This window comes from Cedecea neteri NBRC 105707 = ATCC 33855 (assembly GCF_001571265.1).
Classification (GTDB): Bacteria; Pseudomonadota; Gammaproteobacteria; order Enterobacterales; family Enterobacteriaceae; genus Cedecea; species Cedecea neteri.
Genome location: NZ_BCTL01000036.1, coordinates 1 through 19,381, shown reverse-complemented (window position 1 = coordinate 19,381; position 19,381 = coordinate 1). Strand labels below are relative to the sequence as shown.

Annotated in this window: 25 protein-coding genes; 9 read left to right on the top strand and 16 right to left on the bottom strand. The window is 45.0% G+C overall.

Going from position 1 to position 19,381, the window contains the following annotated elements:
* Positions 1 to 48: 48 nt before the first annotated feature.
* On the top strand, positions 49 to 501 hold the full coding sequence (locus tag CNE01S_RS15535; protein WP_061277276.1) for an acyltransferase: 453 nt from the start codon (positions 49 to 51) through the stop codon (positions 499 to 501).
* Here CNE01S_RS15535 and CNE01S_RS15530 read toward each other — a convergent pair.
* The 5 genes from CNE01S_RS15530 to CNE01S_RS15510 all read right to left on the bottom strand — a co-directional run bounded on the left by CNE01S_RS15530 (position 498) and on the right by CNE01S_RS15510 (position 2,989).
* Positions 498 to 929 carry a hypothetical protein gene (locus CNE01S_RS15530; protein ID WP_061277223.1) on the bottom strand — a complete coding sequence of 144 codons (432 nt, stop codon included), beginning with the start codon at positions 927 to 929 and terminating at the stop codon, positions 498 to 500. The two genes, CNE01S_RS15535 and CNE01S_RS15530, sit on opposite strands and share 4 nt — an antisense overlap.
* Before the next feature lie 170 nt (positions 930 to 1,099).
* On the bottom strand, positions 1,100 to 1,447 hold the full coding sequence (locus CNE01S_RS15525; protein ID WP_061277222.1) for a putative T6SS immunity periplasmic lipoprotein: 348 nt from the start codon (positions 1,445 to 1,447) through the stop codon (positions 1,100 to 1,102).
* A 146-nt stretch (positions 1,448 to 1,593) separates the two neighbouring features.
* Complete coding sequence (locus CNE01S_RS15520; RefSeq protein ID WP_245874357.1) at positions 1,594 to 2,004, bottom strand: type IV secretion protein Rhs; 411 nt, start codon at positions 2,002 to 2,004, stop codon at positions 1,594 to 1,596.
* 266 nt (positions 2,005 to 2,270) lie between these two features.
* Positions 2,271 to 2,594, bottom strand: a complete 324-nt coding sequence (locus CNE01S_RS15515; RefSeq protein WP_061277221.1) for a helix-turn-helix domain-containing protein — start codon at positions 2,592 to 2,594, stop codon at positions 2,271 to 2,273.
* A gap of 110 nt (positions 2,595 to 2,704) precedes the next feature.
* Positions 2,705 to 2,989, bottom strand: a complete 285-nt coding sequence (locus tag CNE01S_RS15510; RefSeq protein ID WP_061277220.1) for a helix-turn-helix domain-containing protein — start codon at positions 2,987 to 2,989, stop codon at positions 2,705 to 2,707.
* Between the two features lie 99 nt (positions 2,990 to 3,088).
* On the opposite strand from CNE01S_RS15510, the gene CNE01S_RS24530 reads away from it, so the two are divergent.
* Positions 3,089 to 3,364 (top strand): helix-turn-helix domain-containing protein, encoded by a 276-nt coding sequence (locus CNE01S_RS24530; protein ID WP_072279157.1) that lies wholly within the window; start codon positions 3,089 to 3,091, stop codon positions 3,362 to 3,364.
* A 189-nt stretch (positions 3,365 to 3,553) separates the two neighbouring features.
* On the opposite strand, the gene CNE01S_RS15505 is transcribed toward CNE01S_RS24530, so the two are convergent.
* From CNE01S_RS15505 to CNE01S_RS15460, 10 genes are all read right to left on the bottom strand, one after another.
* Complete coding sequence (locus CNE01S_RS15505) at positions 3,554 to 4,351, bottom strand: helix-turn-helix transcriptional regulator (protein ID WP_061277219.1); 798 nt, start codon at positions 4,349 to 4,351, stop codon at positions 3,554 to 3,556.
* 143 nt (positions 4,352 to 4,494) lie between these two features.
* Positions 4,495 to 5,340, bottom strand: a complete 846-nt coding sequence (locus tag CNE01S_RS15500) for a DUF4942 domain-containing protein (protein WP_061277218.1) — start codon at positions 5,338 to 5,340, stop codon at positions 4,495 to 4,497.
* Between the two features lie 86 nt (positions 5,341 to 5,426).
* The gene (locus CNE01S_RS15495; protein ID WP_061277217.1) at positions 5,427 to 5,813 is read right to left on the bottom strand and encodes a TA system toxin CbtA family protein; all 387 of its coding nucleotides are present in this window, start codon (positions 5,811 to 5,813) and stop codon (positions 5,427 to 5,429) included.
* Between the two features lie 24 nt (positions 5,814 to 5,837).
* Complete coding sequence (locus CNE01S_RS15490) at positions 5,838 to 6,188, bottom strand: type IV toxin-antitoxin system YeeU family antitoxin (protein WP_061277216.1); 351 nt, start codon at positions 6,186 to 6,188, stop codon at positions 5,838 to 5,840.
* A 22-nt stretch (positions 6,189 to 6,210) separates the two neighbouring features.
* On the bottom strand, positions 6,211 to 6,432 hold the full coding sequence (locus CNE01S_RS15485; protein ID WP_061277215.1) for a DUF987 domain-containing protein: 222 nt from the start codon (positions 6,430 to 6,432) through the stop codon (positions 6,211 to 6,213).
* Between the two features lie 13 nt (positions 6,433 to 6,445).
* Positions 6,446 to 6,928: a RadC family protein gene (gene radC, locus CNE01S_RS15480; RefSeq protein ID WP_061277214.1), complete on the bottom strand. Its 483-nt coding sequence runs from the start codon at positions 6,926 to 6,928 to the stop codon at positions 6,446 to 6,448.
* Positions 6,925 to 7,158, bottom strand: a complete 234-nt coding sequence (locus tag CNE01S_RS15475; protein WP_061277213.1) for a hypothetical protein — start codon at positions 7,156 to 7,158, stop codon at positions 6,925 to 6,927. Before CNE01S_RS15475 ends, radC begins: the two co-directional genes overlap by 4 nt.
* A 10-nt stretch (positions 7,159 to 7,168) precedes the next feature.
* The gene (locus CNE01S_RS15470; RefSeq protein ID WP_082763237.1) at positions 7,169 to 7,648 is read right to left on the bottom strand and encodes an antirestriction protein; all 480 of its coding nucleotides are present in this window, start codon (positions 7,646 to 7,648) and stop codon (positions 7,169 to 7,171) included.
* Between the two features lie 79 nt (positions 7,649 to 7,727).
* Positions 7,728 to 8,549: a DUF932 domain-containing protein gene (locus tag CNE01S_RS15465; RefSeq protein WP_061277212.1), complete on the bottom strand. Its 822-nt coding sequence runs from the start codon at positions 8,547 to 8,549 to the stop codon at positions 7,728 to 7,730.
* 185 nt (positions 8,550 to 8,734) lie between these two features.
* A complete protein-coding gene (locus CNE01S_RS15460) occupies positions 8,735 to 9,679 on the bottom strand; it encodes a hypothetical protein (protein WP_061277211.1) in 945 nt (314 codons plus the stop codon).
* Positions 9,680 to 10,269: 590 nt separating this feature from the next.
* Here CNE01S_RS15460 and CNE01S_RS15455 point away from each other — a divergent pair.
* From CNE01S_RS15455 to CNE01S_RS15445, 3 genes are all read left to right on the top strand, one after another.
* Positions 10,270 to 10,917 carry an inovirus Gp2 family protein gene (locus CNE01S_RS15455; RefSeq protein ID WP_061277210.1) on the top strand — a complete coding sequence of 216 codons (648 nt, stop codon included), beginning with the start codon at positions 10,270 to 10,272 and terminating at the stop codon, positions 10,915 to 10,917.
* Between the two features lie 121 nt (positions 10,918 to 11,038).
* Complete coding sequence (locus CNE01S_RS15450) at positions 11,039 to 11,251, top strand: helix-turn-helix transcriptional regulator (RefSeq protein WP_061277274.1); 213 nt, start codon at positions 11,039 to 11,041, stop codon at positions 11,249 to 11,251.
* 294 nt (positions 11,252 to 11,545) lie between these two features.
* A complete protein-coding gene (locus CNE01S_RS15445) occupies positions 11,546 to 12,034 on the top strand; it encodes a putative zinc ribbon protein (RefSeq protein ID WP_061277209.1) in 489 nt (162 codons plus the stop codon).
* Positions 12,035 to 12,097: 63 nt separating this feature from the next.
* Here the strand turns inward: CNE01S_RS15445 and CNE01S_RS15440 are convergent, their stop codons facing one another.
* Entirely contained in the window at positions 12,098 to 12,538 is a 441-nt protein-coding gene (locus CNE01S_RS15440; RefSeq protein ID WP_061277208.1) for a helix-turn-helix domain-containing protein, read from the bottom strand.
* 406 nt (positions 12,539 to 12,944) lie between these two features.
* Here CNE01S_RS15440 and CNE01S_RS15435 point away from each other — a divergent pair, with 406 nt between their 5' ends.
* From CNE01S_RS15435 to CNE01S_RS15420, 4 genes are read left to right on the top strand one after another with little or no spacing between them, the layout of a single operon-like run.
* Positions 12,945 to 13,412 (top strand): restriction endonuclease subunit S domain-containing protein, encoded by a 468-nt coding sequence (locus CNE01S_RS15435; RefSeq protein WP_245874355.1) that lies wholly within the window; start codon positions 12,945 to 12,947, stop codon positions 13,410 to 13,412.
* A 41-nt stretch (positions 13,413 to 13,453) separates the two neighbouring features.
* Complete coding sequence (locus CNE01S_RS15430) at positions 13,454 to 15,061, top strand: type I restriction-modification system subunit M (protein ID WP_061277206.1); 1,608 nt, start codon at positions 13,454 to 13,456, stop codon at positions 15,059 to 15,061.
* Complete coding sequence (locus tag CNE01S_RS24525) at positions 15,061 to 16,296, top strand: restriction endonuclease subunit S (RefSeq protein ID WP_072279156.1); 1,236 nt, start codon at positions 15,061 to 15,063, stop codon at positions 16,294 to 16,296. The genes CNE01S_RS15430 and CNE01S_RS24525 overlap by 1 nt, the downstream gene beginning before the upstream one ends.
* A 59-nt stretch (positions 16,297 to 16,355) precedes the next feature.
* A complete protein-coding gene (locus CNE01S_RS15420; protein ID WP_061277204.1) occupies positions 16,356 to 19,271 on the top strand; it encodes a type I restriction endonuclease subunit R in 2,916 nt (971 codons plus the stop codon).
* Positions 19,272 to 19,381 lie beyond the last annotated feature (110 nt).

The following is a 19,381-nucleotide window of genomic DNA, read 5'->3' as shown; positions in this document are numbered from 1 at the left end:
CGGGGCTTCTGTTTAATGGACGGGATTAATGAACCAGGGCAGGCATTTATGAAAATCATCAAAAGCGGCATCCGGGATGTGATTGCTGCTGACGACGTGACGGTTGTTGAGCCAGTTAACCTCTACGAATGCACGCTGCACAGCGGCGTATTCGTCGGGCCATTTGTTGAGATCCAGCGCCACTGCGTGATCGGTTCCGGCACCCGCATCCAGTCCCACTCGTTCCTGTGCGAAAACGTCACCACCGGCAAAAACTGCTTTATCGGCCACGGTGTCACCTTCGCCAACGACCTGTTCCGCAGCGGCAAGCCAGACCCCAACCCGGAGAGCTGGATAGCCATCACCCTCGGCGATAACGTCACCATCGGCAGCGGCAGCACCATTCTGACGGCGCATATTTGCAGCGGCGCGGTGATTGGCGCAGGCAGCGTGGTGACGAAAGATATTCTGGTGGCCGGGGTTTATGTTGGCAGCCCGGCGCGACTGGTGCGGGGGTTTTAACGGCTGCCGTTAGCCGTAAAGCTGATAACCGGCATAATCGCGACGCCATCGGAATAGAACAAGTCAGAGTTGGTAAACGAATACACGCGGCCAGTGAGCGTGACGTTAACGTGGCTGCCATAACCCGTAACCTTCGCATTGCTTACTGCTGATATCAAAAACGGGGCACGACTCTTCAGATGCTCCATTGGATCGCCCGATAGGTTGCCGTCCAGATAATAGCGATAGACCTCCGAAACCGTAGCGCCACCACCTTTGTAACGCGTGATATATAAGAACGTAGTATCGGTGACTTTTTGGCGGGAGAAAAACACATCATCCGGTGGGCCATTGAAGTAATACTGATATGCCGCATAGCCACCCACAAGCAATAAAAGCACAGCCGTTAACGTACAGTGCAGGCTCTTAATAACCGTGTTGTTTGGCATAATCTATTCCCTGTTTAATCCAGAATTGATCGTGTGGGTCGTCTCCAAGAATATTCACTGAATTTTGAGATCCTGATTATAACTCTGTAGCCCCTCGGACAGCCAGTATACAATCACCAACAATTTGCACTCCATTTCCGCCAAAAATAAACAAGCAGGAAAAGACATTATTAACACTTCGTATTTGTGAGCTGCCCGTTGTTGTCAATAAAAAATCGGTGTATATCACGCTTATCATTCAGACCATAAGAAATAGCATAGCTATAGCCGTACTTCCATTTCACATTAATACAATCACCAGGATATTTTAGATGTAACCCTTCATCATTTTTTATTACAATGCATCCTGTTTCCTGAATTGATTCTATTCGATAATAATTCAATACATCTTTTTTATCAACGCTGAAACATAGCTTTTCATCATTGATGTAAGTATATCTTACCTGTGGCGCCGGTTTACCCCCTGGGCAACCTGTAAGCATAATCACAACCGTAAATGTAGCAGCTATTTTCCTCATACAGGGAACCTCTTTAAAATCAATTTGCATCTTGAAATCAATGAATGAACAGGTTCATTAGTATTGTAATTACGATATTCATGCAAGTCGCTATGACCCTGTAAGCCATAATTCAACAAAAGCCAATAATCACTGACTATTGATGCTTACTGTTCTAATCCGTAACGAAGCAAATCAGCTTTATCCAGACTATAGCTATAATCGGCGAACCGGGAGAACATTCCTCTTGTTCTTACAAACATCTCTTTTTGGGATTGCCATACATGCATCATCTCATGCATAAACAGGTGCTTTTTTTGTATCTCTGTCTCTAATGAGAAATCAGGTGAATATGTACCTTCCCTGCACCACATCTCTCCATTTGGGCTCATAGCAACACCAACTGGCCGTAGATTAAAGGGAAGGTAACTTTTCCTATGAACCCAAATCCTGCTGTAATTTATACTGTTACCATAAAGAGTCTTAGCTAATGCAATCTCACCTAATGTTAACTGCCTGACTCCCCCGGGAGTTATAGGCGTGCCCGATGTAGGCTTTGTCCTCTCACCAACTACCATTCAAAATTCCTTTTCGTGTTATGAGTTATTATCCAGTGTACTACCCTGTGATAATTAAAGATAATGTCCAGTTGGGAGATTGTTCTTAAATAGTTAAAAGTTAGATAATGGTCACGAATATTAATCTCTTAAAAAGCACGGATAGCATATAAATTAGTTTTAATATGAACATCACTCATCGATAACCGCAATAGTTAACAGCAAACAATAAAGATAAGTATTAAGGATGATAATAGAACCAATAAGTTGGCTCTATTATTCAGAAATCAGGATGATTTGTTTTTTATGAAGGCAAAGATCTTGTCTTTTTCTTCATCAGAAAGTTTGGACCAATTAAGCGTCAATTCCGCCAGTTCATCATCAGCCATATAGAAGTATGCCAACGGCACTTCCAGAGCATTAGCAAGCTGTTGAGCAACATCAATGCTGGCCTGGTGAACGCCCTTTTCATAACGGTTAATACGAGTGCTCGCGACAAACTCATCGATCCCGGCAAGAATGCCGAGGCTCTTTTGTGATAGGCCTTTAGCCAAGCGCGCAGCTTTCAGTCGCTGGCAGAAAACGTCGAGATAATTAATTGAAGTATTCATGGCTACGATAGTCGTAGCTTTAAGACTCAACTACTACTACGAGTAACGTAGTTCGTTACAAATTTGAGTCTGCGCGCAGTCCTACAACCTAAGGTCAAAATAAACTCTTTTCATTTTTGAGATATGGATCGACCAAAGGCAAGGATCAACTCTGCAAGCTGATCGTCATCGGCATAAAAGTAGGCCAATGGCACATTCAATACAGTAGCCAGATGTTGGGCAGTCTGAACATCAACTTCATGGATTCCACGCTCATACCGATTGATACGTGCACTTGCTGCAAACTCATCTATACCCGCCAACATACCGAGCTTTTTCTGAGACAGGCCACTAGCAAGGCGTGATGCCCTGAGCCTTTTGCAGAATATTTCACGGTAATTTGGAGTGGTTCGCATAACTACGATATTCGTAGTTTTTGTTTAGACACGATACTACGAATAACGTAGCATTGATTTGTAGCACATCCACTTACAGGTAACAGTCAGGAGGGAATCATGACTAAAGGTTGGCATTCAGCGGATATCATCGCCGGTTTACGCAAGAAAGGAACATCGTTGGCGGCACTTTCACGAGAATGTGGCCTGGCTTCTTCAACGCTAGCGAATGCGTTAACGCGTCCGTGGCCAAAAGGTGAGTTTTTGATAGCCAGAGCGCTTGAGGTTCATCCGAGTGAGATATGGCCTGAGCGATATGTGGGGAAGGATGGGGAGATTGTTGATCGGGAGCGGTCTATGAGACGTAATCGGGAGTTAGTGCGTTCACCCACATGACCAGTTCGTAGTTAATTACTTTGGAGCAGGCCGCTTATATGCAGCCTGCTCTTTTTGGTAGGGTCGAAGGCCGCACCGCGCTTTAAGTCATAACCAATTGAAACAAATAGGTTTATAAAAACGATAAACCACGATATATACTCACATGTATACTCAACGCGATTCCCTGTGAATACGGCTAGCTAAAAACTACTCTTCATCTTCTTCCACAGGCTCCAGCGCGTCAAGTACGACTCGCACCATGGCAATAGAACCAATACGGATAAAAGCATCTTCACCGTCTTCATCGGTTAACATATAACGATCTGTGGTTTCAGGCTCGCAGTCCAGCTTTTCAAAGAACGCATTCAACTGACCGATATCATCCGTCTCCTCGTTTTGCGGTGCATCAGGCTCAACGCTCAGAGGAATCACTGGGCCACCGTTCACTAAGGTGATATGGACATTAAAATAATCATCTTCGTAATCATCATCTTCTTCAGCAACGATTGGCGGTAGACCATCAGACAAGAACTGGTGAAATACCACTTCACGCATATTTAACGCATAGCGATACTGGTCCGAGTCAAAGACAAAAAATCGCTCTACATTCGGGCTAACTGTTTCCTGAAAATAATAATAAAACCTCCGCTTATCCGCAGCAGAAATGGGCAACAATAAATAATCCTGCTGCCCCTGCAGCCAGAGTTTTACGGTCCAGAGACCGCTATCCATTTCAATACCGCTTGTAGCTATCTCCTCAAGATCATCATCGGTTTTACGGCGCTTCTTGTGAAAGTCGTTAATCAACTGATCGCTTTCCGGGAATACGATGTTTAAAGGCTTATCCAGAGCACTGCATATTGCCTGTGCAATGCCCAGCTTTGCTGCGACCTTTCCGGTTTCGATGCGTTGGATTTGCTGTTGGCTGGTGCCGACCATATACGCCAGCTCGCGCTGCGTAATCGACAGTTGAGTACGAAGCTGTTTGATGTTGTTCTGTATCATGGCATCGCTCTTCTCATGAGGTTGATGGCTAACAATAAAACACAAAAACGCGTAAATACACATTTATGTGTATTCAAATAAAAATTTGTCATAAGTATGGAAGATTTAAAAGGCCATCACCCAAAAGAGAAGATCTTTTACACTCACTTAGCAGCCAGCATCCCCGGATAGTGCTTCGCGATGATATCGTTCATCTTCTCTACCAGATCCATACGCTTAAACGTGATATGACCACTGCCCTTTTGGAAAAGGCGAATAGTGAAGAGATCATCTTCGAATACCTGCTGTCGTGGATTATCGCGTATGAAGTCCATCAGCCGTATAGTCACATCATGCCGATTATCGGGAATGGTTTTACCATCCAGCAGAAACAACATGCGCTCCAGGTCGGCTAACTGGTCACGCCGCCAGCCCCAGCTCAGGCTGTAACCCCATTTGTCGTATTTCACCAGATTGTTAACGATAATATTCTTGCCAAAATAACAGGGGTTATTGGTTCTATAGTCCCAACTTAACCCCTTGAAGACATTGATTACGCCACGCTCAAATACCTCACCTTTGCTCTGATGCAGTTGCTCAAAGGTACTAAGGATATTGTCTTCAGAGATCGCGGGAATATCGTCTTTCTCCAGGCTTTTGTGCCACTCGTCACGCGCCTGAGCATCCATCAGGCTCAGCATGCCTGATTTATTCATCAGATCGCGCCAGATACGGCGATCAATATTGCGGGTCATCGCTTTCATCGCTTTAACGGGTTTTTCCGTGAACCAGCAATCGTAGCGATGGCCCTCCCGCATTCCCCACTCTTGTCCTGTACCACCGCCGATATCGTGGGTCAGAATGGAGATATCATCAAGTTCACTGATAAGGCTTTCAATCCGTGTCAGCGCAGCATTACGGCCTGTAACAATACGTTCAATGCTGGTGGAGCAAATCACATCGGTGTGCCCGGTTAACACTTCGGGTTCATTAACATTTTGCACGACCATTAGTTCTCTCCTTTATAGTCAGAAAAACACCAGCCGTTCAGGGCTGGTGTTTATGTACTTGCGGGATGCGGTTCTTTTTATCCGAATCATCGCTTGCCTGAAGTGCTGGCCTGCGGATGTTGTCCTTCGGTAATAGCCGTCACGTCTTTATACGTGCCACGGTTCATCAGCCCTGTAGCCTTTCTGGCCCGGAGAATATCAATGGCCGTAATAAACGGAGACTGCGTCAGGATGCTGAAGCCTGGCCGGTCAGTGCGGACCAGTTCATACTTTTCAACAATAAAATTCAGGGCATCGGACAGTGAGATACCCGCCTCGATATGCTCCTGAATAACGCTGTCATCACTGAACGGCGTGTCGTTCAGCGTCAGACCATAGTGTTGTTCCAGCAGGCATGTAAGTAACGTTTGCCAGACAAGCGCTGGCGGCGGGCATGGCTTCGCCCCCCGCTGATTTGCAGGAAGAGTTTTCATAAGGTTTCTCGTTGGGAAATTGACTTAGCGTTGGGTGGGATAGATAGCGAGATAAACGTAGCCACAGCTACCAAGCGTATCCGCTTCGCAGGTCAGTCCTTTTGCATACAGCGAAACGCAGTGCTGGTACCGTGGATTAAGCTCGCCGCAGGTGAGCATCAGTTCCAGCTGTTTGAGCAGCACCGGAAATGCCTGGTCAAGATGGCGTAAATCCTCATCGCTGAATGTCCCGGAGATGCTGGCGCGGTCAGCCAGGTAATGCAGGCGGTTTACTTCCTGTACGAGCCGTGCGCCAAAGCATGGCGTGACGGTGGGTTTAAGTCCCCACCAGGGTTCAGCAATATCATGGTTTGCTACATTTATTGTGTTCTGCATTTAAGTAATCCTTAACTGTGCGTTAATTCAGGGTTACGCTGCGCAATACGACATAAGGACCGTTGCGGTCCTGACGGCGTTCTGCGAATACGGCCAGCACACCGCTGATATCCTGCACCTCCCGACCGGCATAGTGGCAGATACTGCCGGACCACGTGTATTTCCCGGTGCAGAAACGAAAGAGCCGGGACTGCGGGTGCTGACGGTATATCGTCATCGCCTGACGTTTGCTGATAATTTTCATCGCTATTTATTCCCTATAACCAGCCGCGTTCAGCAAACGAAACGATATCCATGCCACCAACTACCAGGTGATCCAGCAGGCGAATATCAACCAGTTCCAGCGCCTTTTTCAAACGTTCTGTAATCAGCCTGTCGGCTTTACTCGGTTCAGCCTCACCCGACGGGTGGTTATGCGCAAGAACGACAGCAGCGGCATTATTTTTCAGACCGGATTTAACGACCTCACGTGGATGTACAGTGATAGAGTTGATCGTACCGAGGAACAGCGTGTCGTGGGCTATCAGGCGATGCTGATTATCCAGCCACAGGACGGTGAAGGCTTCGCGGTCCTGTGTGGCGAGCTGCAGACGAAGCCAGTCGCGGACTGCATGGCTGGAGGTAAATGCCGCGCCTGGCTCGCGTAACTGACGTTCCAGCAGGGTCAGTGCGCGTCTGATGGTACGCTGTGCGGCGGGAGATATCCCCCTGCTGTCGGGGGCACAAGTGGTAATGTTCATTTGCTTTTCCTGTCTGTTAATGCGTCCGGGACGTATGTGTTGTACAGTTTCGCGGCAACGGCGAACTCGTCGTGCAGGGATTCAAACCATGACCAGATATGGAAGAGAGGGGTACCCGTCGGGAAATGCAGGAAGGGTTCGTCGGTCACAACATCACCGTCCTCATCCCTGACAGTTGTTTTCCCCAGTGCATCCCACAGGGCATTAAGGTGAGACAGTTCATGCTGCATGGCGGGACACTCAGTCGATAATGCGCATGATGGTGCTACATTCTGCGTGATTGAGCGCATAGTCACGGAGACGCCAGTAATGTTCCGTCATGGCGTCGCATTCTGTGCGGCATGCATGATGACTGTAAGCGACAAGACAGACTGCAATCCCGGCGGCTTCGGCGCTCGTGTCTGCGGCGTTGCCATTCATGGCGTTGAACAGCGACCAGAATTCATCACTGTCTGTTTCCGGAGCCATGAAGACCCCACCGTTGCTGAGAGTATAAAAATTCCAGATACCGCCGCTGTAGTCAGCGCAGAACCGGTCCATCCATGCAAAGACCTGCGGTTCAAGGGTTATCCACTGCGGTATGCTGCCAAAGTGCTGCGGCCAGAATTCCACACGCTGTTCGTCCGGTACGGGCGTGGCTGTCAGTGCCGGTGCAGAACCTTCATCTATAGCCTGCAGAGGTAGCTGATTGTTATCGTTGATATTAATTATGTCGGTCATGTTAATTTTTCCTTATGCATGAATATGTTGAATGGAAGTGTCGGACCGGGGATTGATTTCGGTGGCTGGGCGCGGGTTATTACCTGCCCAACAGGTTCATCATGTTCTCTGCCATCACCCAGAGCGCACGGTTTAACTTAACGTCGCCATCAATCCCGTTTATTGCGCGGGTGTGGGTGCGTTTACCCTGCGCGGTACGCCCGCTTAGCCCGCCTTTCAGCAGGTTTTCCTGAATGCGCTGGTAGGTGGTCCACAGGTCATCGCTCTCGTCCTGCCAGCGACGAGGTGCAAGAATTTGCGATTCAGTTACTGGCTGGTACTCTTCTCCAAATCGGTAGGTCAGCGCCGCTTTAGCCATAGCCTGTTGTGCAGGTGCTGGAAGCATTAATGCCTGCATTTCCTCACGTCGTTCATCTACGCGACCAAAGATCCCCAAAACCTCATAGGCACCTTCAATGACTTTCTCAACAACATCTCCTTTATGGGGGACACGCACTTCACCAAAGGACTCACCGCAAATTAACCCGTTCTGACATACAGCCCTGAAAATCCCAGGTAACATTTGATAGCTGCTCGAACCGTCATGGCTGTTAAGAAGAATGATCTCCGGCACTTGCTTACCCGTAATCTGGCCTTCCCGGCGTAACCGCAGCATATGTTTGGTATGCTCGCGCTTACTCAGGTCACGAACGCGAGTCTGACACGCAAAGAACGACTGAAAACCTTCACGTTGCAGGTTATCAAGAAGGGTAATTGTCGGGATGTACGTGTACCGCTCGCTGCGGGATTCATGCTTTTCTCCGCTAAACACGCTGGGAACGTGACTAATGAGCTCCTCGCGAGTTAAAGGACGGTCGCGGCGAATCTGATTCACTCGACCAAAACGGCTAATTAATTTCATAAGAAAACTCCTTCTTCGCACCATTAACAGAAAAGGCCATACCCGCGAGGGTATGGCCTTCAGTAACTATCATGATTTTATTTGATAAATAAAAAACTGCTTAACTCACATTGATTATATATGTCTCATTTTTTATGCATGTGATTAATACACTCTTTAATTTCTTAACTCTCTACTAAAACGAATCATTCATGATTGTATCGTTTTTTTGCTTTTTCAATGCCATATTGAAAGCCATCCAAAAGGTTAGGGATATAAGGGTCTTTATCGTCCTTTATTTGATATTTTTTTAGTTTAAAAGCTCTGTGTGCGAAAAATATCTTCGTTTCAGTATCAAATAGTTCCGCGCGACTTTTTTCCTCATCACTTTTAAAAAGGCCATTATCTTCATACTTAACCCCAATAAAAAAACCACCAGATTTTGAATTGGAAGCACGATCAATATAAATAAGATGTGAGTGCTTCCTTCTATCCCAGCCATCTTCAGCATAGCTTTTAAATGTTTTAAATCGGATATAGTCAAAGTCAAGATAGCGCACAAACTCATTATTATTTTTTTCATCAAAAACGAAAGGAATAGTGTGGACATATTTGCTAATAAAATCTATATGTAGATAATCACTTTGTGGGTAGTATACAAAACTAACATTAACATCATTAATAAATACAAGGGTGAGATTTGAATTAAATGATGAATACCCATTATCAATCCAATTTATAGTGCTTTGCGTTTCTATATATTCACGAACACATTTAAAAATTGTTTTGGTTAGCTTATCATATTTAATTTTATCGTTCTCAAAATCATCAATATCGCCACTACGAACCTCTGTGACAAAAGATCCCCTTAAAATATCTGTAACTTCCGCTGTAGACACATTAAATCTAAATTTGCTTCTTTTTATAGCGGACTCAAACCCATCGCTAGGAAGCATATTTCTATTTTTAACATAATTACCTCCCTCTAACTTCTTAAGAAGCTCCTTGGAATAATCTGAGTCATACAACCTAAATGAAATTAGATCTTCGACTAGCTTTGATGCTGACAAGTTATTTATTTCTGCAAGTTCTATTATTTTTTGTTTCATTGCTAATGATGAAAAGTGAACTGAAAGTCTTTTGTTAATCATAAAACCACCTGTCAAGTTAGTTCAGATCCTAGTATATACTATTTTTATGGTGATGCTGTTTTTATGTTATTGCTGATAATAAATAACTTAGTTACAAATACATGTCAAAAGAATCCTGTAATTGCAGCTTCCGAATGCGCCTAATGCGTCTGTACATTAGGGTAAAAAAATACTACAGAGCACGCGGTTTGCAGATAATCAGTTTTGAGTACCATCCCCAGATGTTCGTAAATGACCAGATTTTCTCAGAGTAACTAGAGAGCGATTTCAGTCGGTTTTGGTAGCTGTTTTCCTTCGTTTTTGAGCTTTCTTTCTTCTATTGAGATCACCTTCCTTTTCCCCTCTGTTCCTTCGTATTGTTAATAATGGGCGTAGATGTAGTAGACGTAGATATCAATAAGCAACAAAGACATACGGAAGTAGATCTACATAAGGGGATATGAGTACCCGTAACCATCCCGGTAGGGGAAATCTATAGGAAGTGGAGTAGTGGCATATCGCAAGGAGAAGAGATTAGTAGATTTCAGCATTCCTTAAATCATTACTAGGTATCCGATGAGCTGAGTTCAATCAGCTAAGGACACCACGTAATGAGCATCAAGAACCAGAATTGGTATGGGGAACTTAATCAAGCCTATGTGCACGGTATAACCAAAACAATCGACAGAGCGTTAAAACAGTATCCCCGTCTATTGGCAATCAGATTCGATCTGCGCTTCCCTGACGAAGAAGAGCGTCCAGATTGCCCTACACAGTGTTATACAGGCCCTGAGGTCATCACTCGCTTCATCAACTCGGTAAAAGCACAGATCAAAGCGGACATTAAACGTAAGAGGAAAGCGGGGAAGAAAACGCTGACATGCAACATGAGATTTGTATGGGTACGGGAATTTAATAAGGAAGGGAGCAAGAAACATTACCATGTATTGCTTTTGCTAAACAAAGACGCCTATGCGTGGCCGGGGAAGATTAAACAAGACCCTAGTAATACCTTCAACCAGAGTGTTTTTAATATGGTTGTTCGGGCATGGATACGGGCAATCAAACGAGAATACGCGGAAAGCAAGTATGTGGGACTGATTCACATCCCACCAAGCGGGTTTTACCAGTTAAACCGTAATAACCGTTACTTCGAGGACACTTACGAAGATTTGACCTCAAGAGCGATGTATATGGCTAAAGAGTACAGCAAAGACAATTCAGATGGTCAGCGTAACTTTGGCTGCTCAGTTCGGTAGCGGGAACAGATTATTTTATTACTGCCGTCTGGATGTTGAGAAGGAGAATGCGTCAATGGTTAACCATCACCAGTACAGGCGCTTCTCCATATCTCTCAACATGCATATGGAAACAGTCATCATGACCACCCAGAACAACAATACCAGCCTGCTTAACGACAAAATGGTCGATATGGCATTCATCACCAGCTTCACGGGCTTAACCGATAAATGGTTCTACAAGCTGATTAAAGACGGTGAATTTCCGAAGCCAATTAAACTGGGTCGCAGCTCCCGCTGGATGCAAAGTGAAGTAGAAGCCTGGCTTCAAAACCGCATCAATCAGTCACGGTAGTAACACAACTGAGAATGAACCTGATAAGTTGACTCCAGCTACTGACTCAAACCGCCCCAAAGCCTTCATTGAAGCTTTACGCTTTAAAACCAGAAAGTTATCAATCTTAAAAAGTAAATCGGTCAGAAATGCATCTAGCGCATTCTACGCATATCGAAAATACCGACAGAAATACAATGAGCATTTACACATCCCCTGCGACCACCATTGTTGAATCATAAACATCATGTCTGGTGGGGGCACCGTACTAGCCTTATCTGTCTCATCTGTATGAAACTAAGAGGAATCATAGCCATGCCCAAGATAAACATATTGCGGGTAAAGCAGTATCTGGCACTCGACGCTGACAATCATTACGTTCCTGCAAAAGAGGTTAATCCCGGGACTGACAACCTGTGGCGTTGCCCTGATTGCCATTGTCCGGTAAGGCTGCAGGACAACATCATCGGTGAAGATGCCTGGTTTGAACATCTTCAGCCCACTGAAATCACTAAAGCCGATGTGTCAAAATGCGGTTACATTCGGGCAGAAATCAGGAGACAGGCTTTTCTTCTACGATTACGCGCACTGGTTGACAGTATGGATACCATCAACCCGGTTACGCACTGGTTCTGTGTCTGGTGCAATACTCACTATCGGGGGGAGAAACATTGTAAGACCTGCAAAACGGGGATATACAGTATCAGCCGGAGAGACTGGAGCTGGAATTATAATCAGCCGGAAGGTAAATCGAATTCGGGGAATAAAGCGACAGCTCAGATACCACCTCCAAGCGACCGGTAAGCCATCCTGAAGTCGTTGCTCACGCGGACATCCTACAGCCAGGAATGCGCTTACAGGCCCTCACTATCCCTTTATTTTGACCGCCTTACTGGTAGCGAGAGAAGGGTGAAATACAGAACTCAGTCCACCTTGCTGAAAAGCATGGATAATTTTGGTTTTATTTTCAACGTCCAAAGCGTCGAAAATAAGGCCCCACCATTTTTTGATATCTTCTTCTGAAAAGTGTTCCTGCCTGGCGTTGTCCGTAAAGGGGTCGCCTTCCCCCGTAATAAGCCAGGTCAGAGAACGCCCCGTACAGGAGGCAATCATAGCCACGCTATCGATACCCGGCACGGTATCAGTTTTCAGGTATTTCCTCATGGAGGCTTCGGAAACCCCACAATCCCTGGAAAAAGAGGCGACAGACTGTTTCCCGATAACAGTTTTCAGACGCTCACCAAAGTGTTCAGGTCCTTTTGGAAGAGGAGGCTCTCCCCAAGTCATATTATTCTGATAGCTCTCCATACAAATTTACTGCCTCATTGCATTCTAACCATTTAAGATAAATCAATATCATTAAAACGTAATAAAGTAATTAAAAATCGCATTAATCATTCAAATTTAGTAAATAACTGGAATTTAGTACGTAAAATTTTCAATAAAGTTACTAAGTAAGTAACATGCAACTCTCCAACGTGACTCCTCCGATCTGGCCTGAAAACGAGAGTGTTACGTAATAAAATTAAATTCAGTTGACCTCACCGTATAGTTCGATACACTCATTAAACACATTGTAATTTAAGTTTATTCAATGAAAAATGAGCCAGTACCCTATTCCACCGTTGCTTCATTTACTCCCGGTGCCCATGTCAGTCGCATCAGACAGAATGATGAGGCTAAAGCATGTCGTTTTTACGCCACCGAGCAGTTTATGAGTGACTGCTGGCAACCGGGTAATACCATCAACGGTGATAAAGAGCAGGTTGTACGCCCCACTCAAGCTGTTCTTTCAGTCCGGACGGGAGGTGTGGTCATTAGCCTGATTCATGGTAAGGCCGCTATCGTCAGCCCTGAGCATGCCGGTCGTCTGCTCAGTAATAACTATGTCAGGGTCGAAGTTGACGGCGGTAAGGTTGTTCCTGCGTGGTTTGTCTGGCACTTCAATGAAAGCAGGGAAAGCCGCCGCCAGCAGGCTCTGGCAACGCAGGGGTCAACGTTTGTATTGCGTTTGTCTCTTACTGAGGTACGTCAGTTTACCGCAACGCTGCCTCCCCTCCATAAGCAGGAGGCAATCGGTGGGCTCTATCTGGCAACCCTTGAAAAACGCCATTACCAGGAACGCCTGGCCGCCCTTAACGAACAACAGATCCTGAGCCAGCTCAGTGATATGATTCAATAATTATCCCTTAACCGGGACTGATAAGAACAACAGGAAGAAGTATGTCGCCCCAGATTGAAGCACAGAATTTAAGTGAACTGCAAAGCCGCCTTTGGAATATTGCAGATACCCTGCGTGGCAAGATGAATGCCGATGAATTTCGTGACTATTGCCTTGGTTTCATCTTTTACAAGTATCTTTCCGAGAAGTTTGTCACTTATGCCAACAAAATCCTGAAAGAAGACGGGATTAAGTATAACGAGCTGACCGCTGGACATCCGGCTTATCAGGACATCATTGATGCGGTAAAAGACGACAGCATTCAGACGCTGGGTTACTTTCTGCCCCCAACTGACCTGTTCCACACTATGGCTCAGCGTGTAGCGAAAGATCAGAAAGGTGCTGGAGAAGGTTTTATCCTTGAAGATCTTGCTACCACTCTGCGCAATATTGAGCAAAGCACCCTGGGCACTGACTCCGCAGATGACTTTAGCAACCTGTTTGAAGACCTGGATTTAGGCTCCAGCAAACTGGGTAATACTGCCAAAGCCAAAAATGAGCTGATTGGTAAGGTTATTACCGAACTCGACAAACTGAGTTTTAACCTGAGTGAAGCCAGTTCTGACATTCTGGGCGATGCTTACGAGTATCTGATTGGTCAGTTTGCATCCGGTGCAGGTAAGAAAGCGGGCGAGTTCTATACACCGCAGCCAGTTTCTACGTTGCTGGCAAAAATTGTTACCACACATAAGCTCAAACTGAAAAACGTCTATGACCCGACCTGTGGCTCTGGCTCTCTGCTGCTGCGTGTAAAACGTGAAGCCTCTTCCGTAGGTAAAATCTACGGTCAGGAAATGAACCGAACCACCTACAACCTTGCACGTATGAATATGATTCTGCATGGCGTTCACTATGCTGACTTTGAAATCATGCAGGAAGATACACTGGAGCATCCGCAGCACACGCATCTGAATTTTGATGCTATCGTCGCCAACCCGCCATTCTCCGCCAAATGGAGTGCCAGCCCGCTGTTTATGAACGATGACCGCTTTGCGCAATACGGTAAGCTCGCGCCGTCCAGCAAAGCGGATATGGCATTTGTGCAACATATGTTCTATCACCTAGAAGATGATGGCACAATGGCGGTTGTCCTGCCTCATGGGGTCTTATTCCGTGGTGCGGCAGAAGGACACATCCGCAAGTTCATGATTGAACAGCTGAACTGTATTGATGCCGTTATCGGGCTACCTGCGAATATCTTCTATGGCACCAGTATCCCAACCTGTGTGCTGGTGTTGCGTAAGTGCCGCAAACACAACGACGGTATTTTGTTTATTGACGCAAGCAATGACTTTGAGAAGGTGAAAACCCAGAATCGCCTGCTACCGGAACATATCGACAAGATTGCAGATACTTACAACGACTGGAAAGCGCTGGAAAAGTACAGCCATATTGCGACTCTTAAAGAGGTCCGGGATAACGATTACAACCTTAATATCCCTCGCTATGTCGATACCTTTGAAGCGGAAGATGAAATTGACCTCAACGCCGTGGCGCAAGAGATCCGTGAGCTGGAAGGGAGAGTAGCTGAGCTTGATAAGACCATTGCTGGATTCTGTAAGGAACTGGGGATTGATGCGCCGTTTACTATCGTTGAGGGGGATAAGTGATGGTGCCAAAACTAAGATTTACATCGTTCAAAGATACTTGGACTTCGGCTTATCTCAGTAAATTAGTTGTATCTTTGGATGCTGGTGTGTCTGTTAACTCTATAGACGAATTACCCGGCGATAATGAATATTCTATTCTTAAAACAAGCTGTGTATCATTTGGATATTTTGATGAAAGAGAGAGAAAAAAAGTTGTAAATGATGAGGTTTCTAGATTAAAAGAAATGCTAGTGAGTAATAGTATTTTAATAAGTCGAATGAACACCCCAGCATTGGTTGGAGCTAATGCTTATATTAAAGATGCTCCTAGAAATACTTTTGTTCCAGATCGATTATGGCAAGTTAAAGTAAAAGACAATATTTGTAATATTAAATGGTTAGCTAGCTTTTTGAGTTCAGATAAAGGTAGGTCTTTACTTAAGGAGCAAGCATCAGGGACAAGTAATAGCATGAAAAACATCACTAAAAAAGATGTTTTTCAAATCATGTTAGCTTTCCCCTGCAAGGAAGAACAAACCATAATCGCCGATTTTCTGTCCTCTGTAGACGAAAAAATCACGTTACTGCACAAGCAGTACGACCTGCTATGCCAGTACAAAAAAAGCATGATGCAGAAGATTTTTAGTCAGGAACTGTGGTTTAAGGATGATAATGGTGGGAATTTTCCTCAGTGGGAAGAGGTGGAGCTAAAAAAAATAGCCTCTAAGGTAAATACTAAAAATAGAGATAATTCAGTAAGTACAGTTTTAACCAATTCTGCCACACAAGGCATTGTTAGCCAACAAAGTTATTTTGAAAGAGAGATTGTTACAGAGAGCAACTTAACAGGATATTACGTCGTTAGAATCGGTGATTTCGTATACAACCCGCGAATATCTTCAACGGCTCCCGTTGGTCCTATAAAAATGAATGAATTGACACAAGGAGTTATGTCTCCTTTGTATACCGTTTTTCGTTTTGAAAAAGGATTGTTGAAATTTTATCAATATTTTTTTGAAAGTTCAGTTTGGCATGATTACATGAAAAGTGTAGCGAATAGTGGTGCCAGACATGACCGTATGAATATTTCAGGAGCAGATTTCTTCGATCTTCCGGTACCCCAACCTTCTGATGAAGAACAAACTAAAATTGCTAGATTTCTCTCTGCCATTGACGACAAAATCACTACCAAAAAAACAGAACTGGATAAGTTAAAAACTTGGAAACAGGGCCTGCTCCAGCAAATGTTTATATAAAAATCATCCAGGCGGGGGCACTCTGGAGCAGAAAAAATAACAAAAGGCACCATACACTGATGGCAACGCAAAGCGAATACGAGTTAGAAACACAGCTGATTAACCAGTTGGTGGGTATGCACTACGAACTGGTCAATGTCACCGACGAAACCAGTATGAAAGCCAACCTGCGCAAGCAGATTGAAATACACAATCGGCTGGAGGCTGCCCCACTCACTGACAGCGAATTTAACCATGTTTTTCTGCATCTGACCAAAGGTAATGAAGTGATCGATCGCGCCAGAATCCTGCGCGATCGCTACCAGTTGCTGCGTGATGACGGTACTGAGAAATGGCTCAGTTTTATTAATAAAGACGAATGGTGCCAGAACGAGTTTCAGGTCACCCGTCAGGTTAAGCAGTACAGCGCAGAGCAAAACACGCGCAAAACACGCTTTGACGTTACGCTGCTGATTAATGGCCTGCCACTAGTACAAATTGAGCTAAAGCGCCGTGGACTGGGCCTGAAGGAAGCCTTTAATCAGATTGACCGTTACCATCGGGATGCATTCTGGGTAGGCAGTGGTCTGTTCCAGTATGTTCAACTGTTTATTATTAGTAATGGTGTTGATACTAAATATTACGCCAATAACCGCACTAACCATTTCGAGCAGACCTTCTTCTGGACAGACGAGAAAAATGAACCCATTAAGTCGCTGGAGAAGTTTACAGAAGCCTTCCTGAAAGTTTGTCACATTGCAAAAATGATCACTCACTACACGGTGCTGAATGAAACCCGTAAGTGCCTGATGGTCATGCGTCCCTATCAGTACTATGCCTGTGAAGCTATGATCCGCCATGTTAAGGACAGTCTTCACCTACATCGGAAACCCCGTAATGGCTATATCTGGCATACTACAGGTAGCGGTAAAACGTTGACCAGCTTTAAGGCGAGCCAGGTAATCATGTCGATGCCTGAAGTTGATCGGGTTATTTTCGTCGTCGATCGTCGCGATCTGGATTATCAGACAGCCAAAGAGTTTAACAGTTTCGCTAAAGACAGCGTAGATACGACTAACAATACCAGTACGCTGATTAAGCAACTCAAGGCTAACAACAGTAAACTGATACTGACCACCATTCAGAAACTGAACAATGCCATTACTCATGAAGGCTATAAGGCACAGCTGGAGCACCTACGTAAGGAACGGATTGTCTTTATCTTCGACGAATGCCACCGCAGTCAGTTCGGTGATACTCACAAGGCTATCGTGAATTTCTTTGAAAATGCACAACTGTTTGGTTTCACAGGTACACCGATCTTTGCCGATAACGTGAACATCACCAATGGCATCAAGCAGACTACTGAAATGTTGTTTGATAAATGCCTCCACAAGTATGTCATTGTCGATGCCATCCGTGATGAGAACGTATTGCGCTTTGCTGTAGAGTATGTAGGAACTTATCGCCGTAAGGAAACCAGCAACGAGATTGATATCGATGTGGAAGATATCGACACCAGAGAGGTCATGGAAAGCGATATCCGGCTGGGCAAGATAACCGACTACATCCTGGCTCACCACAATGCAAAGACCCGAAACCGGGAGTTTACCGCGATGTTCTGCGTGGGCTCGGTGGACATGCTGATTAAATACTACAAACTCTTTAAAGATAAACAAACAGAGCTTCAGCAGGCAAATCCAGATTACAAGCCGCTGCGTATCGCAACAATCTTTACTTATGCAGCAAACGAAGCGGACAAAAGCGATAAGGAAGCTGTTAACGGCTTACTGGATGAAGAAGATATCAGCCTGCCTCAAGGCGGGAAAATCGATATATCCAGTCGGGACCATCTGGACAACTTCATCAAAGATTACAATACGCTGTATGGCACCAACTATTCAGCTAATGATTCGCAAAGCTTTTACAATTATTACAAGAACATTGCACAGCGAACCAAAGAAAAAGGGATCGATATCCTGCTGGTGGTCAATATGTTCCTGACGGGATTTGACAGCCCGGCTCTCAATACGCTTTACGTGGATAAAAACCTGCGTTATCACGGATTAATACAGGCATTCTCCCGTACCAACCGTATTCTTAATGAGAAGAAAAGCCACGGTAACATCGTCTGCTTCCGCAACCTCAAGAAAGCCACTGATGATGCCATAGCGCTATTCTCGAACAAAGACGCATCCTCAGTCGTGCTGGTTAAGCCTTTCGAGGAGTATCTGAGCGACTATCAAGCTGCTGTAGATACCTTGATGACCCTGACACCTACAGTGGAAAGCGTGGACAGCCTCCCTGATGAAAAAGCTCAGCTTGCTTTTGTGACAGCTTTCCGTGACATGATGCGACTGAAGAATATCCTAGAGAGCTTTGCTGATTTTGATGAAGTGAGTAAGCCTTTATCGGATCAGACTCTTGCCGATTACACCAGTAAATATCTCGATATTTATGACAAGGTGAAAAAACGCACTGGCAAAGATAAAGTCTCGATTCTGGATGAGGTCGATTTTGAAGTGTCACTGATTCATCGGGATGAAATTAATGTCGGCTATATCCTGAGGCTACTGGCTGGCATACAGGCCATGCCACCCGAAGCGCAGCAGGAGCAGAAGAAGAAGGTCATGGATATCGTTGACAGTGATGTCACGCTACGCAGCAAACGCGAACTGATTGATAATTTCATCGAAGAAAACCTATTGCATGTATCTCACGATGAAGATATTGCCCAGATCTTTGAAACCTACGTTGAACGTGAAAAACGTAAAGCGGTTGCAACGCTATGTGCTGAAGAAAATCTGGATGAAAGCAAAGTTGCCGCCCTGCTGGATAACTACCTGTTTACCGATGTGACCCCACGCGAGGACGAGGTAGCCAGGGTTCTAACGTGGACACCAAGGATCCTTGAAAGGAAGACGGTGCTTAAACGTGTCTATGATAAGGTTTGTAGCGTGATTGATACCTTTATCAATGGAATGCGTGGGTTCTGAGGGTAGTGAAGCCCCACTTGGGGCTACGCTATCAATATTTTACCCGGTTGAGCGAAATATCGTATAGTAGAAAGTAAATGATTAATTGATATAGTATAAAAAATTGTATG

Excerpts from the sequence above, each read along its gene's own strand:
- CNE01S_RS15535 (WP_061277276.1), top strand. The coding sequence starts at position 49 with ATGAAAATCATCAAAAGCGGCATCCGGGATGTGATTGCTGCTGACGAC.
- CNE01S_RS15530 (WP_061277223.1), bottom strand. The coding sequence starts at position 929 with ATGCCAAACAACACGGTTATTAAGAGCCTGCACTGTACGTTAACGGCT.
- CNE01S_RS15525 (WP_061277222.1), bottom strand. The coding sequence starts at position 1,447 with ATGAGGAAAATAGCTGCTACATTTACGGTTGTGATTATGCTTACAGGT.
- CNE01S_RS15520 (WP_245874357.1), bottom strand. The coding sequence starts at position 2,004 with ATGGTAGTTGGTGAGAGGACAAAGCCTACATCGGGCACGCCTATAACT.
- CNE01S_RS15515 (WP_061277221.1), bottom strand. The coding sequence starts at position 2,594 with ATGAATACTTCAATTAATTATCTCGACGTTTTCTGCCAGCGACTGAAA.
- CNE01S_RS15510 (WP_061277220.1), bottom strand. The coding sequence starts at position 2,989 with ATGCGAACCACTCCAAATTACCGTGAAATATTCTGCAAAAGGCTCAGG.
- CNE01S_RS24530 (WP_072279157.1), top strand. The coding sequence starts at position 3,089 with ATGACTAAAGGTTGGCATTCAGCGGATATCATCGCCGGTTTACGCAAG.
- CNE01S_RS15505 (WP_061277219.1), bottom strand. The coding sequence starts at position 4,351 with ATGATACAGAACAACATCAAACAGCTTCGTACTCAACTGTCGATTACG.
- CNE01S_RS15500 (WP_061277218.1), bottom strand. The coding sequence starts at position 5,340 with ATGGTCGTGCAAAATGTTAATGAACCCGAAGTGTTAACCGGGCACACC.
- CNE01S_RS15495 (WP_061277217.1), bottom strand. The coding sequence starts at position 5,813 with ATGAAAACTCTTCCTGCAAATCAGCGGGGGGCGAAGCCATGCCCGCCG.
- CNE01S_RS15490 (WP_061277216.1), bottom strand. The coding sequence starts at position 6,188 with ATGCAGAACACAATAAATGTAGCAAACCATGATATTGCTGAACCCTGG.
- CNE01S_RS15485 (WP_061277215.1), bottom strand. The coding sequence starts at position 6,432 with ATGAAAATTATCAGCAAACGTCAGGCGATGACGATATACCGTCAGCAC.
- radC (WP_061277214.1), bottom strand. The coding sequence starts at position 6,928 with ATGAACATTACCACTTGTGCCCCCGACAGCAGGGGGATATCTCCCGCC.
- CNE01S_RS15475 (WP_061277213.1), bottom strand. The coding sequence starts at position 7,158 with ATGCAGCATGAACTGTCTCACCTTAATGCCCTGTGGGATGCACTGGGG.
- CNE01S_RS15470 (WP_082763237.1), bottom strand. The coding sequence starts at position 7,648 with ATGACCGACATAATTAATATCAACGATAACAATCAGCTACCTCTGCAG.
- CNE01S_RS15465 (WP_061277212.1), bottom strand. The coding sequence starts at position 8,549 with ATGAAATTAATTAGCCGTTTTGGTCGAGTGAATCAGATTCGCCGCGAC.
- CNE01S_RS15460 (WP_061277211.1), bottom strand. The coding sequence starts at position 9,679 with ATGATTAACAAAAGACTTTCAGTTCACTTTTCATCATTAGCAATGAAA.
- CNE01S_RS15455 (WP_061277210.1), top strand. The coding sequence starts at position 10,270 with ATGAGCATCAAGAACCAGAATTGGTATGGGGAACTTAATCAAGCCTAT.
- CNE01S_RS15450 (WP_061277274.1), top strand. The coding sequence starts at position 11,039 with ATGACCACCCAGAACAACAATACCAGCCTGCTTAACGACAAAATGGTC.
- CNE01S_RS15445 (WP_061277209.1), top strand. The coding sequence starts at position 11,546 with ATGCCCAAGATAAACATATTGCGGGTAAAGCAGTATCTGGCACTCGAC.
- CNE01S_RS15440 (WP_061277208.1), bottom strand. The coding sequence starts at position 12,538 with ATGGAGAGCTATCAGAATAATATGACTTGGGGAGAGCCTCCTCTTCCA.
- CNE01S_RS15435 (WP_245874355.1), top strand. The coding sequence starts at position 12,945 with ATGAGTGACTGCTGGCAACCGGGTAATACCATCAACGGTGATAAAGAG.
- CNE01S_RS15430 (WP_061277206.1), top strand. The coding sequence starts at position 13,454 with ATGTCGCCCCAGATTGAAGCACAGAATTTAAGTGAACTGCAAAGCCGC.
- CNE01S_RS24525 (WP_072279156.1), top strand. The coding sequence starts at position 15,061 with ATGGTGCCAAAACTAAGATTTACATCGTTCAAAGATACTTGGACTTCG.
- CNE01S_RS15420 (WP_061277204.1), top strand. The coding sequence starts at position 16,356 with ATGGCAACGCAAAGCGAATACGAGTTAGAAACACAGCTGATTAACCAG.